15 protein-coding genes and 1 riboswitch are annotated in these 16,222 nt (G+C 60.1%); of the genes, 10 read left to right on the top strand and 5 right to left on the bottom strand.

From position 1 onward, the window contains the following. Nucleotides 1-10: 10 nt before the first annotated feature. The 3 genes from cysT to CIC07_RS19315 are packed head-to-tail and all read left to right on the top strand — an operon-like array spanning nt 11 to nt 1,933. Nucleotides 11-844 (top strand): sulfate ABC transporter permease subunit CysT, encoded by an 834-nt coding sequence (cysT, locus tag CIC07_RS19325; protein ID WP_076353773.1) that lies wholly within the window; start codon nt 11-13, stop codon nt 842-844. Between the two features lie 12 nt (nt 845-856). Further along, the gene (gene cysW / locus CIC07_RS19320; RefSeq protein ID WP_076353775.1) at nt 857-1,741 is read left to right on the top strand and encodes a sulfate ABC transporter permease subunit CysW; all 885 of its coding nucleotides are present in this window, start codon (nt 857-859) and stop codon (nt 1,739-1,741) included. A 3-nt stretch (nt 1,742-1,744) separates the two neighbouring features. After that, nucleotides 1,745-1,933: a YezD family protein gene (locus tag CIC07_RS19315; RefSeq protein ID WP_021878062.1), complete on the top strand. Its 189-nt coding sequence runs from the start codon at nt 1,745-1,747 to the stop codon at nt 1,931-1,933. 130 nt (nt 1,934-2,063) lie between these two features. Here the strand turns inward: CIC07_RS19315 and CIC07_RS19310 are convergent, their stop codons facing one another. The 3 genes from CIC07_RS19310 to CIC07_RS19300 all read right to left on the bottom strand — a co-directional run bounded on the left by CIC07_RS19310 (nt 2,064) and on the right by CIC07_RS19300 (nt 4,252). Next, entirely contained in the window at nt 2,064-3,296 is a 1,233-nt protein-coding gene (locus tag CIC07_RS19310; RefSeq protein WP_076353777.1) for an MFS transporter, read from the bottom strand. 376 nt (nt 3,297-3,672) lie between these two features. Further along, a complete protein-coding gene (locus tag CIC07_RS19305; protein WP_076353779.1) occupies nt 3,673-3,954 on the bottom strand; it encodes an ArsR/SmtB family transcription factor in 282 nt (93 codons plus the stop codon). A 145-nt stretch (nt 3,955-4,099) separates the two neighbouring features. After that, the gene (locus CIC07_RS19300; protein WP_021878061.1) at nt 4,100-4,252 is read right to left on the bottom strand and encodes a hypothetical protein; all 153 of its coding nucleotides are present in this window, start codon (nt 4,250-4,252) and stop codon (nt 4,100-4,102) included. 256 nt (nt 4,253-4,508) lie between these two features. Here CIC07_RS19300 and uvrC point away from each other — a divergent pair, with 256 nt between their 5' ends. Both uvrC and CIC07_RS19290 read left to right on the top strand, forming a co-directional pair. Further along, nucleotides 4,509-6,461 (top strand): excinuclease ABC subunit UvrC, encoded by a 1,953-nt coding sequence (gene uvrC, locus CIC07_RS19295; protein WP_076353781.1) that lies wholly within the window; start codon nt 4,509-4,511, stop codon nt 6,459-6,461. A 247-nt stretch (nt 6,462-6,708) separates the two neighbouring features. Continuing rightward, nucleotides 6,709-7,227 carry a VanZ family protein gene (locus CIC07_RS19290; protein ID WP_076353783.1) on the top strand — a complete coding sequence of 173 codons (519 nt, stop codon included), beginning with the start codon at nt 6,709-6,711 and terminating at the stop codon, nt 7,225-7,227. 68 nt (nt 7,228-7,295) lie between these two features. Here CIC07_RS19290 and CIC07_RS19285 read toward each other — a convergent pair whose 3' ends face one another. Next, nucleotides 7,296-8,933 carry a CPBP family intramembrane glutamic endopeptidase gene (locus tag CIC07_RS19285; protein WP_076353785.1) on the bottom strand — a complete coding sequence of 546 codons (1,638 nt, stop codon included), beginning with the start codon at nt 8,931-8,933 and terminating at the stop codon, nt 7,296-7,298. A gap of 237 nt (nt 8,934-9,170) precedes the next feature. Continuing rightward, nucleotides 9,171-9,338: riboswitch (cyclic di-AMP (ydaO/yuaA leader) on the top strand. A 118-nt stretch (nt 9,339-9,456) separates the two neighbouring features. Between CIC07_RS19285 and CIC07_RS19280 the strand changes: the two genes are divergently transcribed. Together CIC07_RS19280 and CIC07_RS19275 are read left to right on the top strand one after the other, a co-directional pair. Continuing rightward, nucleotides 9,457-10,809, top strand: a complete 1,353-nt coding sequence (locus CIC07_RS19280; RefSeq protein ID WP_076353787.1) for a TrkH family potassium uptake protein — start codon at nt 9,457-9,459, stop codon at nt 10,807-10,809. Between the two features lie 21 nt (nt 10,810-10,830). Next, nucleotides 10,831-11,508 carry a potassium channel family protein gene (locus CIC07_RS19275; RefSeq protein WP_076353789.1) on the top strand — a complete coding sequence of 226 codons (678 nt, stop codon included), beginning with the start codon at nt 10,831-10,833 and terminating at the stop codon, nt 11,506-11,508. Between the two features lie 87 nt (nt 11,509-11,595). Here CIC07_RS19275 and CIC07_RS19270 read toward each other — a convergent pair whose 3' ends face one another. Next, nucleotides 11,596-12,570, bottom strand: a complete 975-nt coding sequence (locus CIC07_RS19270) for a LysR family transcriptional regulator (protein ID WP_076353791.1) — start codon at nt 12,568-12,570, stop codon at nt 11,596-11,598. A gap of 336 nt (nt 12,571-12,906) precedes the next feature. Between CIC07_RS19270 and CIC07_RS19265 the strand changes: the two genes are divergently transcribed. Genes CIC07_RS19265 through sdhB form a run of 3 tightly spaced genes read left to right on the top strand, consistent with a single transcriptional unit; the run spans nt 12,907 to nt 16,138 of the window. Next, on the top strand, nt 12,907-13,572 hold the full coding sequence (locus CIC07_RS19265; RefSeq protein WP_076353793.1) for a succinate dehydrogenase cytochrome b558 subunit: 666 nt from the start codon (nt 12,907-12,909) through the stop codon (nt 13,570-13,572). Between the two features lie 28 nt (nt 13,573-13,600). Beyond that, nucleotides 13,601-15,349, top strand: a complete 1,749-nt coding sequence (gene sdhA, locus CIC07_RS19260) for a succinate dehydrogenase flavoprotein subunit (RefSeq protein WP_048744685.1) — start codon at nt 13,601-13,603, stop codon at nt 15,347-15,349. An 18-nt stretch (nt 15,350-15,367) separates the two neighbouring features. Continuing rightward, entirely contained in the window at nt 15,368-16,138 is a 771-nt protein-coding gene (gene sdhB, locus CIC07_RS19255; RefSeq protein ID WP_076353795.1) for a succinate dehydrogenase iron-sulfur subunit, read from the top strand. Nucleotides 16,139-16,222: the final 84 nt, after the last annotated feature.

Below are 16,222 nucleotides of genomic sequence, written 5' to 3'. Positions count from 1 at the left end.
CTGACTTCACATGAAAGGTTCCCGCACTCGGAGCATTTTACCCGGATTCGGATTGTCGATGGGCATCACCGTCTTTTACCTGTGCATCATCGTGCTGATTCCGCTGTCTTGCGTCCTGCTCAAGACGGCGGAGCTCAGCTGGGGGGAATTCTGGTCGACGGTGACCGCTCCCCGCGTCATGGCTTCCTACCGCATCAGCCTGCTGACTTCGCTGGCGGCGGCGGTCATCAACGTCGTGTTCGGCTTCATCGTCGCATGGGTGCTGGTACGCTACTCGTTTCCGGGCCGGAAGTTCCTGGACAGCCTCGTCGACCTGCCGTTCGCGCTTCCGACCGCAGTCGCCGGCATCGCCCTGACGGCCATCTACGCGCCTAACGGCTGGGTCGGCAAATGGCTGGAGCCGCTTGGAATCAAGGTGGCCTTCACGCCTCTGGGCATCACGATCGCCTTGATCTTCATCGGCTTGCCGTTCATCGTCCGCACCGTCCAGCCCGTACTGGAGGATCTCGACGCCGAGGTCGAAGAGGCCGCCGTCATGCTGGGAGCCGGAAGATGGCGCACGATCCTGCGCATCGTGCTGCCGGAGCTGACGCCGGCGCTCCTGACCGGCTTCGCGCTTGCGTTCGCCCGGGGCATCGGCGAATACGGCTCCGTCGTCTTCATCTCCGGCAACATGCCGATGCGCACGGAGATCACTCCGCTGCTGATCATGACGAAGCTGGAGTCGTTCGAGCTGGAGCAGGCAACGGCGATCGCGCTCGTGCTGCTCGTCATCTCGTTCGCCATGCTGCTCGTCATCAATTACATCCAGTGGCGGGCCGGCAGGCGCGCGCTGTCGCGATAGGAGGAATGCCCTGTGGCCGGTACCGTAACTTCCCGATCGTCCGCCAAGGCCGTTGTCCGGGCGAAGCCCGTAAGCGAGCCGAGAGCCGTCAAATGGCTGCTCATCGGCATCGCCTTCGTCTTCCTCGCGCTGATCGTCCTGCTGCCGCTTCTCACCGTCTTCATCGAAGGCATGAAGCGGGGCTGGGATGTGTATATCAGCGCCCTGACTGATCCCGACGCCGTGGCTGCCCTCAAGCTGACGCTGCTCGTAGCCGTCATCGCGGTGCCCTTGAACGCGGTCTTCGGCGTTGCGGCCGCCTGGCTCGTAACCAAGTTCAGCTTCCGCGGCAAAAACCTGCTCGTGACGCTGATCGACCTGCCGTTCTCGGTGTCGCCCGTCATCGCGGGCTTCATCTTCCTGCTGCTCTTCGGCGCCCAAGGTTATCTCGGCCCATGGCTGGATGAGCATAATCTGCAAATCGTATTTGCGACTCCAGGCATCGTGCTCGCGACGATGTTCGTGACCTTTCCTTTTGTGGCCAGAGAGCTGATCCCCCTCATGCAGGCCCAGGGCACGCAGGAGGAGGAAGCGGCCGCCACGCTTGGGGCGAAGGGATTCCGCATCTTCTGGAACGTTACGCTTCCCAACATCAAATGGGGCCTTCTGTACGGCATCGTGCTCTGCAACGCGAGGGCCATGGGAGAGTTCGGCGCCGTATCGGTCGTATCCGGACATATCCGCGGGGAAACGAACACCCTGCCTCTGCATGTGGAAATACTATACAACGAGTATCAGTTCTCGGCATCCTTTGCCGTGGCTTCGCTGCTGATGATGCTGGCGCTGGTGACGCTTGGCGCGAAAAGTCTCGTGGAATGGAAAACCGCGCAGCGGAATAAAGAAACCGTGGAGGGATAACGGATGGCGAAACCTGTGGAATTGGATGAAGCCTGGCTGGAGCGCATCGCCGACCAGGTCAACGGGCTGGAGTACGGAGCGGTGGTCATTACGGTGCATGACGGCCGCATCGTGCAGATCGACCGTACGGAGCGCAAGCGGTTCGATGCCGCCGCCCTTCGGCAGCAGGGTGCCGCCGCGGCTCAGGGGTGAATCCGAGGCAAGACCAATAGGGAACCTGTGAAAAGGACGGGATAGGGGCTGCCCCTATCCCGTCCTTTTTGGTTCACCGGCCGGCTTTGCGCTCGGAGTCTTGCGCGGCAAGCCAGGCGATCGATGCGGATCAGTCGGCGTCATCCCATCCGAGATCCTTCATGCCGGCGCCTGCAGCCAGCATGGCTGCCTTCTTGCGCCTAGAGGCCGCCGGGCTGAGGAAGCCGAACGATGCGGCCGCGATCAGCGCCGCAACCGCGACGGCTCCGGCGCCGATCCAGCTGGTGGCGGCCAGAGAGGAACGCTCGACGATCAAGCCGCCGATGCCCGCTCCTGCAGCCATGGCGAGCTGGAGCACAGAGCTGTTGAGGCTCAGCATCATGCTCGTGGCTCCGGGTGCGAGCGTGATGAGGTGGTACTGCTGGGTCGGTCCCGACGACCAGGCGGACAACGACCACAGCATGAGGAGGGGCAAGATGAGAGCCGCCGAATGGGCGAACAGGGAGATGAGCAGGAGGAAGATCGAGTGGAGGATCATGCCTCCGACCAGCGTGCGGGAGAAGCCCCATCGGTCCGTGCCGAAGCCTCCGAGCTTGGAGCCGATCAAGCTGGCGATGCCGAGCGCGAACAACCCGATGCTCACCCATCTTTCGTTCAGTCCCGTTATATCGAGGAGGAAGGGGGAGATGTAGGTATAGGTGATGGAATAACCGCCGATCCAGAAAAACGTAATGAGCAGGCCGACGGCGATTTTCGGGTCGGCGAGCAGTCTGGCCTGATCCCGCAGCGGAATGGGGCGCTCCCCCTCCGTCCGGGGAATCGCGTAGAGGATGAGGAGGATGGCGAGCAGGCCAAGCAGGCCGATCGCGCCGAACACCAGATGCCAGTCATACGCGGAAGCGGCAAGCCTGCCCAAGGGCACCCCGATGATCAGCGCGGTGCTGAAGCCCATGACGAGCGTCGCGATGGCGCTGCCCTGCTTGTCGGACGGAGCGAGCTTGGAGGCGACGGTCAGAGCGGTGACGATGAAGACGCCGCTGCTCAGCGCCAGAATGATGCGGGAGCCGATCAGCGCTCCGTATCCGGTGAAGGCAAGCGCGGCGAAGTTGCCGGCGGCGAATATGGCGAGGGAATAAATCATGAGCTTTTTGCGGTCCGCCTTGGCCGCCGCGGCGAGCAGGAACGGGGTGCCGAATGCATAAGCCAGGGAGTAGACCGTGATCAGCTGGCCGGCTGCGGCAAGCGACACACCGATGTCGTCCGCCACTTGATCCAGAATCCCGGCGATGATGTATTCCGAAGTGCCGACCAGGAAGCTTACGACGGCAAGCATGTATATTTTCCACTTCCAACTCGTTGACATTCTCTCCAGCTCCTTGATTTTCTTTTATATTTCTAAATATATCGAAATAATAAACGCAAAAGCTCTGCTAAACGAGTTGAACCGAAGAGCACTTCCGCTCTGAAGAACGAAAGCTGGGCTGAAAGTGGCCCGGCAAGAGGTTAGCCGGAACGGAAAGCCATCTCGGCAGGGTAGGCAGCCGCAATAATGAAGCTGTTTTTCCCGGGCCTAAAAGAATAGAGCTTATTATTTCTATAATTATCGAAATATAAGCCGAAAAAAACGATGAATACGATGCGAGCGGTCTATGCGATCGGACAAATGGCTTGCCGGACCAGCCGAAATAGAAGCTGAACCGAATTATTTCTATAAATATCGAAATAATAGCCGCGAAAAACTACTCCAGCAAATAAGGAGCATACTTGCGGGCGACTTCCTTGTTGACGCTGTAATAGATGTAGGTTCCGTCCTTCCGCAGCTGCAGCAGGCCGCTTTCCGTGAGCTGCTTGAGATGATGCGAGAGAGTGGAGCCGGCGACGGATTCGAGCTTGGCGCTGATGTCGGAGCAGCAGAGCGTCCTTTCCTCCATAAGCAGCATGGCGATTTTTATGCGGGTCGGTTCTCCGAGCGCCTTGTAGACTTTGACCGCTTGCTTGACTCCCTCGTTGTCCTCGACCATGTCATCCCCGCCTTTCTTCGATAATTCTAAAAAGATAGAAATAAAGTACCATATTCTGCTGCAAAGTGTAAATAGGCCGATAAAAATGAATACCCTCCTAGCCGGGGCCGGAGGGTTGGATTGGATGTGGGGGTGGAACGGATGCCTAGGAAATGATGTATTTGACAACCACCATGATAATATAGGCAACGGTCATAAAGCCAAGCATGCCGCCGAATCCGACCATAAGATCCATCAGGTCGTCACGCGGTTCCTCGTTCAGATGCTCGCGCGGATCTCTTACATTGACGCTCTCCATTGTTCGCCCTCCTCGCTTCAAGACTCAGGTACCGCCGTCCCGGCCCGGAGGCCGTTATGTATCCGGACAAGACGTTATCGCATCAGCTTGTAATAGTATACCCAACCTGGCGGAGTTATGTAAAGGTGAAATTTGGCTTTTGGAACCGCTGCCGAAAGCGGTGTCCGGCAGCGGCTTACGGGCGCCGGCTCCCTGTGCTACAATAGAGAATACGGCAAAAGGCCAGCGGGGCCGAGCCGCGAAAGGTGGATTGTCCATGGATCCCATCAAGGGGAAGCTAGCGCTCCTTCCCGACCAGCCGGGCTGTTATCTGATGAAGAACGGCGAAGGCACCATCATCTATGTCGGCAAGGCCAAAGTGCTGAAAAATCGTGTCCGTTCCTATTTCAACGGAACCCATAACGGCAAGACGCAGCGTCTCGTCTCGGAAATCCGGGACTTCGAATATATCGTGACGGCAAGCAACATGGAAGCGCTCATTCTGGAGTGCAACCTGATCAAGCAGTATCATCCCCGCTACAACGTGCTTCTGAAGGATGACAAATCCTTTCCTTATATCAAGATTACGAATGAGAAGCATCCGAAGCTGGAGGTTACCCGGCGGATCGTGAAGGACAAGGGCAAATATTTCGGCCCGTATCCGAACGCCTACGCGGCGCAGCAGACCAAGAAGCTGCTGGACCGCTTGTATCCGCTTCGCAAATGCAACACGCTGCCCGACAAAGTGTGCTTGTACTATCATCTCGGCCAGTGCCTCGCGCCCTGCGAATTCACGGTCGAGCAGGAGACGTACGATTCCATGGTGCAGGAGATCGCCCGCTTCCTGAATGGCGGCCAGGACGAGGTCAAGGCGGAGCTGCAGCGCAAAATGCTGGAGGCCGCGGAGTCGATGGAGTTCGAGCGCGCCAAGGAATACCGCGATCAGATCACGGCGATCGATGCCGTCATGGAGAAGCAGAAGATCACGCTCGCCGACGCGCTCGACCGCGACGTGTTCGGTTATGCCACCGACAAGGGGTGGATGTGCGTGCAGATCCTGTATATGCGCAGCGGCAAGCTGATCGAGCGCCATACGACGTCCTTCCCTTATTACGGCGAGGCTTATGACGACTTCATGACGTTCGTCACCCAATACTACAGCGACAATCCGGCTCTGCCGAAGGAAATCCTCTTGCCGGTGCCGCCGGGCGAGCTCCATGCCGGAGCGGCTGCGGAAGAAGGTGCCGCCGGGGAAGCGGCTGGCCGCGGGCGGCAGAGCGGCGCAGGAGAAGCGGAGACATCGGTGCCGGAAGTCGCAGGAAGCGTGGAGGCATCGGTGCCGGCAGCGGACGACGGCGGCGAGCCTGCGGCCGGATCCCATGCGGAGGAGATCCGCTCCTCGCTCCAGAGCTGGCTCAAGGTCAAGGTCCATATCCCGCAGCGCGGGCGCAAGCGCGAGGTCGTCGGCATGGCGGAAGGCAACGCCAAGGTGACGCTCGACGAGAAATTCAAGCTGATCGAGCGCGATGAGGAGCGCAGCGTCAAAGCCGCTTCGGGCTTGGCCGCATCCATCGGCTTGACGACGATCCGGCGCATCGAGGCGTTCGACAACTCCAACATCCAGGGAACCAACCCGGTATCGGCCATGGTCGTTTTCATCGACGGCAAGCCCGACAAGAAGGAGTATCGCAAGTACAAGGTCAGGACCGTCCAAGGGCCGGATGATTACGAGACGATGCGGGAGGTCATCCGCCGGCGGTACGAGAGGGTTCTCAAGGAAGGGCTGGAGCTTCCCGATCTCATCGTGGTGGACGGCGGCAAAGGGCAGATCAGCGCGGCGATCGACATTCTCGAGAACGAGCTCGGCCTGCAGGTTCCGGTATGCGGACTCGTGAAGGATGCCAAGCACAAGACGGCGCAGCTTATGGTCGGCGATCCGCCGGAGCCGGTCATGCTGCCGCGCGACAGCCAGGAATTCTATCTGCTGCAGCGCATCCAGGACGAGGTCCATCGCTTCGCGATCACGTTCCACCGCGAGCAGCGGGGCAAGTCCATGGTCCAATCGACGCTGGACTCCATTCCCGGCATCGGGGAGAAGCGCCGCAAGCAGCTGCTGAAGCATTTCGGCTCCCTCAAGAAGATCCGCGAAGCATCTCCCGAGGAATTCAAGCCGCTCGGCATCGGCTCTGCCCTGGCGGAGCGGATCGTGGCGGCGCTCAAGGAAGAATAGCATACGCCTGCCTCGAGACGGGCAGGACGCAGCAAAAAGCCTGCTTGGCAGCGGCGCCGCTATCGGCGGAGGCTGGCCGAGCAGGCTTTTTTTGATGGCTTTTCCTTGATTGCCTCGCCTGGCCTGCCGGCAGGTTCCCGAGCGCAGGTCCCGGAAAAGGCCGGACGAAGGTCCAGTTCATCCGCCGAATGACGTCATGCTATCATGGTGAAGCGGCAATAGGCTTCGGCAAGCATGGAGGGAAATCATGAACAAAAAATTCGTTCCGATCCTGTTATGGAGCATGGCGGCGGTGTATGTGCTGCTGATGGCGGAGCTGCTCTTCCTGAGGGAGGGGGGCAGCCTGAGAAGCTTCAATCTGATTCCATTCCATACGATCCAGGAATACATCAACGTCGACGGCGGCATGCGCAGGAATGCGGTGGACGTCAACATATGGGGCAACATCCTGATCTTTGTTCCCGCTGGGATCTATGCCATGCTGATCGGCAAGTCGGAATCGTTATGGCCCAGGCTCGCGGCGGTCGCGCTGCTCAGCGCAGCCGTGGAGGCCGGTCAGTATGTTCTGGCCGCAGGGGCGGCCGATATCGACGATGTGATCCTCAACGCGACAGGCGGCTTGATCGGGATCACGATCTATTCCGTCCTGAAGCTGGGATTGAGGAAGCAGGAGCGGGTCAAGCTCTTTCTGTCCCTTTTGTCGGCCGGAGTCGGCGTGCCGGTGCTGATCCTGTCCCTCATCCTGTACGCCGTCAACCGGGTGTGAGCCCAAAGAAAAAAGCAGAGAATCCGTAGATTCCCTGCTTTTTGTTCTGCAGCGTCGACAACAGGAGCCTAACCGGGCGCTATCGGGACGGCGCTCCGCCGCGAGCCGTACCCTTTCATCGCCCAGGCGACGCCGGCAGGAGCGACGATATAGACGACGCCCGCAAGGATATTGGCGCCTCCTCCGATCAGGAAGAGCGAGACCGACATCAGCACGGAGTCCATGATGGCATGGGCGAATACCGCCGTGAAAAATCCGAACCGAAGGAAGATGTATCCGAACAGAAGGCCGAGAATCGTCAGTTCGATCAGCCTCGTCGTAGACGGGTAGATCGGATAGGTCACATGTCCGAGCGCCCAGATGACCGTAGGGATGAGACAGGCGACAAACGGGTTTTTCAGCCACTTCATCAGCAGGCCGATGCCGAACAGCCGGTATACGGCTTCCTCCTGGATGGCCGCGCACCACGCCAGCAGCGGCATCAGCAGCGGAGCGGCCAGGTTGTAAGGCGACTGGGTCACGTCGCTGGTCGACCAGGCTCCGGTGAATGCCGACAGGCCGATCAGGATAACGGTCTGCAGGCCGAGAAGGATGAAGCCGAGCACATAGGCAAGCTTCATGCTGCTCCAAGCGGTCTCTCCGAAGCGGGACTCGCGGGAGGTCAGCCACAGCCGCCTGCCCTGCGCGCGCCATAGTCCATCTCCCGCGACGAGGGAGAAGTAGGCGGATAAAGCGAGCAGGAAGGTGAGGCCCATCGTGATGACGAGCTGGACCTGGACGACGGTCTCGGCGTTGGGCCGCGCTCCATACATGGCCCGGAGGCCGTCGAGCATGTTCAGGTTGTTGATGGCATAAAAGCCGAGGAACACGAGGCTGATCGCCCATCCGCGTCGGAAGGAGCTGTACTTCCTCATGACGATGGAATAGATGACGGCGAGAATGAACAGGATGCCGCTCGGCAGCAGATTGCCCAGCAGCGACAGGCTGGAGGCGATCCGGTCCTGATCCGCCGTGTAGGCGAGGTAATCCTTGGGCACTTCATATCGCGGCGTGAACTCCGCCAGGACGGTCTTGCCGCCAGGCTCCGCTGCGGCGGCGGATGGCGGAGCGGCCTCGATGGTGAGGCGGGCTCGGCCGATCTCTCCTCCCTGCACGGCATATACCGTCTTGTAGCCCGCCGATTCTCCGATCCGCTCCAGCTTGCCGTAGCCAAGCTCGGCGGCTTGCTTGACGGCGAGACGGTCCAGCTCTTCGGCGCTGGGGGCAAGGACGTCCGAGGATTTTCCGGCAGAGGGCTTGAACACCTGCTTCCAGCCGATCACCCGGCCGCTGGCCATGCCGACCTCGACGAACATCTGCCCTTCGGGCAAGGAGAGAGACACCTGCCACGTATCGGTCGGGACGATCTTGCCGGGACCTTCATCGAATTTTTTGGCCAGCTTTTCCTTGCTGAGGTAACCGGTGATGTCCCGGTCGGATTGGTGGACCGTATGAGCGGCGAGAGGCTCGGAGCCGGTCAGCTGCCGGGCGAAAGCCATCGCTGCCTGCTGAGCCTCGTCCTTGGGAACAGGCTTTGCGGAGGCTTCCTCTCCCGACAGCCCTCCCGCGAAGGATGGGACAATCTGCAAAATCAGGAAGATGGCGGCTCCAATGATTCCCGTCCAGAAATACTTTCGATAGCTTTTCTCCAACTCGGAGCTGTTCATGATTGTCCTCCTGACGATGCCTGACTGCAGGGCAAGCTTTTATAACCTTACCACAGCGGCTTTCAAATTATCCATGCCGCGGCAGGGAGAGATCGAGATTTCGCGCAAAAGAAAGAGCAAGGGCAGGATTGCGCCTTGCTGCGCTTGTCCCAGCACTCTTTTCCGTCCCATATCGCCCAGCAAGCTTGGATTGGGACATTGGTAACCCGTCCTCTATCCTATATAATCAAATCCGACCATATAGAACAGCCGAATTTCCAAAAGAATACGGGGGAACCATATAGCTGCCTGGCGCAGCTTGGGGTGAATTCCGTTCCGGCGCAGGCGGCAGCCTGCCGGGAGCGGATAGGGCAGCCGTCATGCCCGAATCCGACAGCTAACCTCGGAGGCTGCTTGACCGGACTCGCAGGGCGCACAGGCACTTGGGTTTCCAGTGCTTTTTTTGTGCTTTTTGAAGCGACGGGGAATGATGCCAGGACTTCGCGAACGGCAGGGATATGGAGGCAAAAGGAGAGTCGCGGGCATGCAATCATGGTCTTCAGTATTCAAGCAAGCTTTCAAATTGTCGCCGCCGCGCATTCTCGTCGCCGGTTTCGCCGTCATGATCGCCATCGGCTCGCTGCTGCTGATGCAGCCGTTCGCGACAGCCGGCGGAGAGGGCACGAGGTGGATCGACGCCCTGTTCACCGCTACTTCGGCGGCCTGCGTCACAGGCCTCGTCGTCGTGGATACCGGCACCCATTATTCGGTGGCAGGCCAGATCATCATTCTGATGCTGATTCAGGTCGGCGGCCTCGGCTTCATGACGATGGCGACGCTGTTCGCCCTCGTGCTGCGCAAGCGCATCTCGCTCAAGGACCGGCTGCTGCTGCAGGAAGCGATGAACCAGAGCTCCATGGAGGGAATCGTCCGGCTGATCCGCAAGGTGCTGCTGTATTCCCTCGTCGTCGAGGCGGCGGGAGCGCTGCTGTACGCGATCCGCTTCGCGGCGGACATGCCGCTCGGCCGCGCCGTGTACTTCGGCATCTTCCACGGCATATCCATGTTCAACAACGCCGGCTTCGACATCTTCGGCGACTATCGGAGCCTTACCGGCTATGTGTCGGATCCGCTCGTCAATATCGTGACGATGGTGCTTATCGTTACCGGCGGCCTAGGATTCATCGTGCTGTCCGATCTGATGGAATGGAGGACAAACCGCAGGTTCTCCCTCCATTCCAAAGTGGTCCTGCTGGCCACGGGCAGCCTGATCGTCATCGGAGCGGTCGTCATCTTCATCTTCGAATATTCCAACGCCAAGACTATGGAGCCGCTCGGCTTCGGAGGCAAGGTGCTCTCGGCCTTCTTCCAATCCGTCACGACGCGCACGGCGGGGGCCAACACGCTCGATATCGGGGCCATGCGCCAGGCGAGCCTGTTCTTCATGATCATCCTCATGTTCATCGGGGCCTCGCCGGGCTCGACGGGCGGCGGCATCAAGACGACGACGTTCATGACGCTCGTCGCCGCGATGGGCGCGATGATCCGCGGCAGGGAGGACATCGTCCTCTTCCGCTACCGGCTGGCCAAGGAGCGCATCATGAAGGCTCTGACGATCACGATGCTGTCGCTTGCGCTCGTGCTCGTCGTGACGATGGTGCTCTGCACTGTCGAGGACCGCGATTTCCTGCGGATCCTGTTCGAGACGGTATCGGCATTCGGCACCGTCGGGCTCAGCACGGGCATCACGACCAGCCTCAAGGATGTCAGCAAGCTGCTGCTCAGCCTGACGATGTTCGCCGGCAGGCTCGGGCCGCTGACGATGGCCTACGCGCTGAGACCGAAGCAAGGCAAGGAATTATATAAAAATCCAGAAGGCAAGATTATCATCGGATAGGAAAGGAAATAAAGAGACACAATGGGAAAGGGTTCAAAAGGAGAGCAATACTGCGTCATCGGACTGGGGCGATTCGGCTCCAGCCTGGCCAAGGAGCTCATGCAGCTCGGCTACGAGGTGCTCGGCATCGATCGCAGCGAGGAGCTGGTGGACGATATGAGCGCCGTGCTCACCCATACGCTGTGCGCCGACGCGACGGACGAGGATGCGCTGCGAGCGATCGGGATCCGCAACTTCGACTGCTGCATCGTGGCCATCGGGGGAGACATCCAGTCGAGCATCATGGCGGCGATTCTGGTCAAGGATTCCGGAGTCGGCAAGGTCGTCGTGAAGGCGGTGTCGGAGCTGCACGGCCGGGTGCTGGACAAGCTTGGCGTCGACAGGGTCATCTATCCGGAGCGGGATATGGGCATCAGGGTCGCCCATCAGCTCGTATCGCCCAATCTGCTCGACTATATTGAGCTGTCGTCCGAATACGCCGTCGCGGAGCTGGCTGTTCCGGGCTGCCTCAACGGCAAGGCGCTGTCCGAGATCGACACCCGCCAGCGCTACGGCTGCAGCATCGTTGCCATCAACAAGCCCAAGGGCATCATCATCGCTCCCCAGGCGGATTCCGTCCTGGAAGAGAAGGATGTCATGGTCGTCATCGGAACGAACGAGGGCATCGAGCAGTTTGAAAACGCGGTGAGCCGCGGCTGACAACAGCCGTGGAGGCGATGGGCGGGCCGGCCGGCGTTGGGGCGGCCCGCTCCAGGCATACGCATAGAAAGAAAGGCAGGAGGCGCGTCAGTCGACGCGGACTCCTGCCTGTTTGGTTTCAGCGGCCCTCTGCTGCATGGCCTTCAAGCTTGCCACCGGCGAAGCCGAGCGGCGGAAGTAGTTCGCGGCCGCCTCGCGGATCCAGTCTCTGACCGCAGGCTCGAGCCGGGCCGGATCGCCGTGGATGAGCGAGGTGGTCCGCTTGGTCTGCTCCAGCTCCAGCACAGGGACGACCATGAGGTCGTTGTCCGCCAGCATCTGCTGCCGGATATAGGAATGCGGCAGCAGCGTCGCGGCTCCGCATGTGTGGAGCAGCCTCAGGATAGCTTCGAACGAATCGATTTCCATTTTGACGTCGGGATGCAGCCTGTGGGTGTCAAACAGCTCGTCGGTCAGGTTCCGGTACCAGGTTCCTTTGGAGAAGAGGATCATCGGCAGCCCGCTGAGCGTCCGGATCGCCAGCTTGCCGTTCTCGGTGAGCAGATGGCAGCGGGGAAGCACCAGCTCCAGATGGTCGTCGAACAGAGGGACGCAGTGCAGCTGCGGGTCGTCGATGACGGATGCCACCAGGCCGAGATCGATTTTTTTGTCCCGGACGAACGATACGATCTCATGGGTCTTGCCCGTGACGGCCTTGATGTCGATCTCGGGATGGCTGGCGGTCAGCGCCTGGATGAGATCCGGCAGCGTCGTCTGCAGTGTCGTCAGGCTGGCCCCGATCGTCAGGCTGGAGCGATGAGTCTGCTTGAACTCGCCCAAGGTGCTCATATATTTGCGGTGCAGCTGGCGGGCCTGGAGCGCGTAGTCGTAGGTCAGCTCGCCGATGCGCGTCAGCTCCAGCCTCCGTCCGACGCGGCGGAACAGCTGCGCGCCGAGCTCCTGCTCGAGCTTGGCGATCTTCCGCGACAGCGCCGGCTGGGACAGGTTGAGCAGCGCCGAGGCTTTGTTCATGCTGGACTGCTCGACTACGGCGGCGAATACGTTGAGATCTTCGTTGAGCATTTCCGGCAGCCTCCGTTCCTTCCGAAGAGAATGGTCGAGCAGACAGCAACCGGGATCTTCCGGATGCCGGCAGCTTCCCCAAGGGGAGCTGCCGCCTCATGGCTTCAGCTCTTATGCAAATAGGTTATAACATTGTATAAGGAATAAACAATATCTTTATAAGGAAAAAAAGAGTACGATGGAAACTGTGGCTAAACTGTGACCGGAAAAAGCAGGGGAAAGCTGTCGGGATTTGTTGACGCTCCCATGCACGGGCTGTAAAATGGATAAGGTTTGCACAAAATTCGACCGATGATGACTGGAAATCAAACGGCTGGAAAGGAGAACGCTTTATTTATGAATGGTAACTCGTACTTAACGCGCAAGATTCACTCGCTGCTCGGGGTGATTCCGCTCGGCCTGTTCCTCGTTGAGCATGCCATCACCAACTACTCGGCGTTCGAAGACGGACCTGAGGGCTTTAACGACAGCGTCGGCTTCCTGAACGGACTGCCCCTTGTTCTCTTCCTGGAGATCTTCGGCATATTCCTGCCGCTCCTCTTCCATGGAGTATACGGCTTGTATGTCGCCTACCAATCGAACTGGAACAACTCCCGCTTCAAGTACGGGCGCAACTGGGCGTTCACGGCGCAGCGCGTCACTGGCGTGATCACGTTCATCTTCGTCATCTGGCATGTCTTCGAGACCCGATTCCAGGTCGCCCTCGGCAACCTGACGCATGAGGAGCTCGGCGCACGGATGCACGAGATCTTCACGAATCCGGTCTACATCGTGCTCTATGCCATCGGTGTCCTCTCCGCTGTCTTCCACTTCGCGAACGGCATGTGGTCGTTCCTCGTCAGCTGGGGCATCACGGTCGGCCCGCGCGCGCAACGCGTCTCGGCCTATATCTGGATGGGCGTGTTCGTGATCGTATCGGCTCTGTTCCTGCTTTCCATCGTGGCCTTCACGGGCAGCGACTTCGCCGAATCGGCATCCGCCGTACGTACCTGGATCGGTTAATACGACAGACAAGGAGGACCTCATAGTCATGGCTAAAAACAACATTATCGTCGTCGGCGGCGGACTCGCCGGCCTGATGGCTACAATCAAGGCGGCCGAGGCGGGCGTGCACGTCAACCTGTTCTCGCTCGTGCCGGTCAAGCGCTCCCACTCCGTGTGCGCGCAAGGCGGCATCAACGGGGCCGTCAATACAAAGGGCGAAGGGGACTCCCCTTGGGAGCACTTCGACGACACCGTCTACGGAGGCGACTTCCTCGCCAACCAGCCGCCTGTCAAGGCGATGTGCGAAGCGGCGCCCGGCATCATCCACCTGATGGACCGGATGGGCGTCATGTTCAGCCGCACGCCGGAAGGCCTGCTGGACTTCCGCCGCTTCGGCGGCACGCAGTACCACCGCACGGCGTTCGCCGGCGCGACGACAGGCCAGCAGCTGCTGTACGCGCTGGACGAGCAAGTGCGCCGCTGGGAGGCCGCCGGCCTCGTCAGCAAGCATGAGCATTTCGAGTTCATGGGAGCGGTCGTGGACGAGGACGGCGTCTGCCGCGGCATCACCGGCCAGGACCTGCGCACGATGGAGGTCCATTCCTTCCGCGCCGACGCGGTCATCCTGGCGACAGGCGGCCCCGGCATCATTTTCGGCAAGACGACCAACTCGGTCATCAATACGGGCACGGCAGCCAGCGCGGTGTACCAGCAAGGCGTCCACTACGCCAACGGCGAGATGATCCAGATCCACCCGACGGCCATTCCGGGCGACGACAAAAACCGCCTCATGTCCGAATCGGCGCGCGGCGAAGGCGGCCGCATCTGGACGTACAAGGACGGCAAGCCTTGGTACTTCCTCGAGGAGAAATACCCGGCTTACGGCAACCTCGTGCCGCGCGACATCGCGACCCGCGAGATCTTCTCCGTATGCGTCGACCAGAAGCTCGGCATCAATGGCGAGAACATGGTCTACCTCGATCTCTCCCATAAGGATCCGAAGGAGCTTGACGTCAAGCTCGGCGGCATCATCGAGATCTACGAGAAGTTCGTCGGCGACGATCCGCGCAAGCTGCCGATGAAGATCTTCCCGGCGGTCCACTATTCGATGGGCGGCATGTGGGTCGACTACAACCAGATGACCAACATCCCCGGCCTGTTCGCCTGCGGCGAATGCGAGTACCAGTACCATGGAGCGAACCGTCTCGGCGCGAACTCCCTGCTGTCCGCCATTTTCGGCGGCATGGTGACGGGACCTAAGGCTGTGGAATATATCAAAGGACTTAAGAAGTCCGCGGAAGACGTGTCTTCCAGCATCTTCGACCGCGAAGTGAAGCTGCGCACGGACAAGTACGAGTCCATCCTCAAGATGGACGGCACGGAGAACGCCTACGTGCTGGCCAAGGAGCTCGGCGAGTGGATGACGAACAACATGACCGTCGTCCGCTACAACGACCGTCTGGAGCAGACGATCCAGAAGATCAAGGAGCTCAAGCAGCGCTACACCAACATCAACATCAACGATACGGCCCGCTGGAACAACGCCGGCGTCGCCTTCACCCGCCAGCTGTGGAACATGCTGGAGCTGTCCGAGGCGATGACCAAGGGCGCGCTGCTCCGCGACGAGAGCCGCGGCGCGCACTACAAGCCGGAGTTCCCGGAACGGGACGACGAGAAGTTCCTGAAGACGACCATCGCGAAATTCACGCCGGAAGGCCCGGAAATTTCGTACGAGGAAGTCGACACTTCGCTCATTACGCCGCGTAAGCGCGACTACTCGAGCAACAAGCACTAAGGAGGAGGGAGAACGACAATGGCAACCGAAACAGCTACCAAGACCGGTAAAATGGTCAAGTTCATTATTACCCGTCAGGATTCGCCGGATGCGGCTCCTTATACCGAAGAGTTTGAGGTTCCGTACCGCCCGAACATGAACGTCATCAGCGCCCTGATGGAAATTCAGCGCAATCCGGTGAAAGCCGACGGCGCGTCCACGACTCCGGTATGCTGGGAGTCGAACTGCCTCGAGGAAGTATGCGGAGCCTGCTCCATGGTCATCAACGGCAAGCCGCGCCAGGCGTGCAGCTCCCTGGTCGACAAGCTGGAGCAGCCGGTGCGCGTCGCTCCGATGAGCACGTTCCCGGTCGTACGCGACCTCGTCATCAACCGCGAGCGCATGTTCAACGCCCTCAAGCGCGTCAAGGCATGGATTCCGATCGACGGAACCTACGATCTCGGCCCGGGACCACGGATGGCGGAGACGAAGCGCCAATGGGCTTACGAGCTGTCCAAGTGCATGACTTGCGGCGTCTGCCTTGAGGCTTGCCCGAACGTCAACGACCGCTCCAGCTTCATCGGACCGGCGGCGATTTCCCAGGTTCGCCTGTTCAACGCCCATCCTACGGGCGAGATGAACAAGGCCGAGCGCCTGGAGACGCTGATGGACGACGGCGGCATCGAAGGCTGCGGCAACTCGCAGAACTGCGCGCGCTCCTGTCCGAAGGGCATTCCGCTCACGACGTCGATCGCCGCGATCAACCGCGACACGACGGTGCAGCTGTTCAAAAACTTCCTGGGCGTGTAATCGCCCCGCATTACGAAGACCCCGTACCGGCTCGGTACGGGGTCTTTTTTGTTCCTTTCAGTCTGGTTGGAGCTTCTGGTCTGG

Source organism: Paenibacillus sp. RUD330 (genome assembly GCF_002243345.2).
Classification (GTDB): Bacteria; Bacillota; Bacilli; order Paenibacillales; family Paenibacillaceae; genus Paenibacillus_O.
This window is presented reverse-complemented; position numbering and strand designations above follow the sequence as displayed.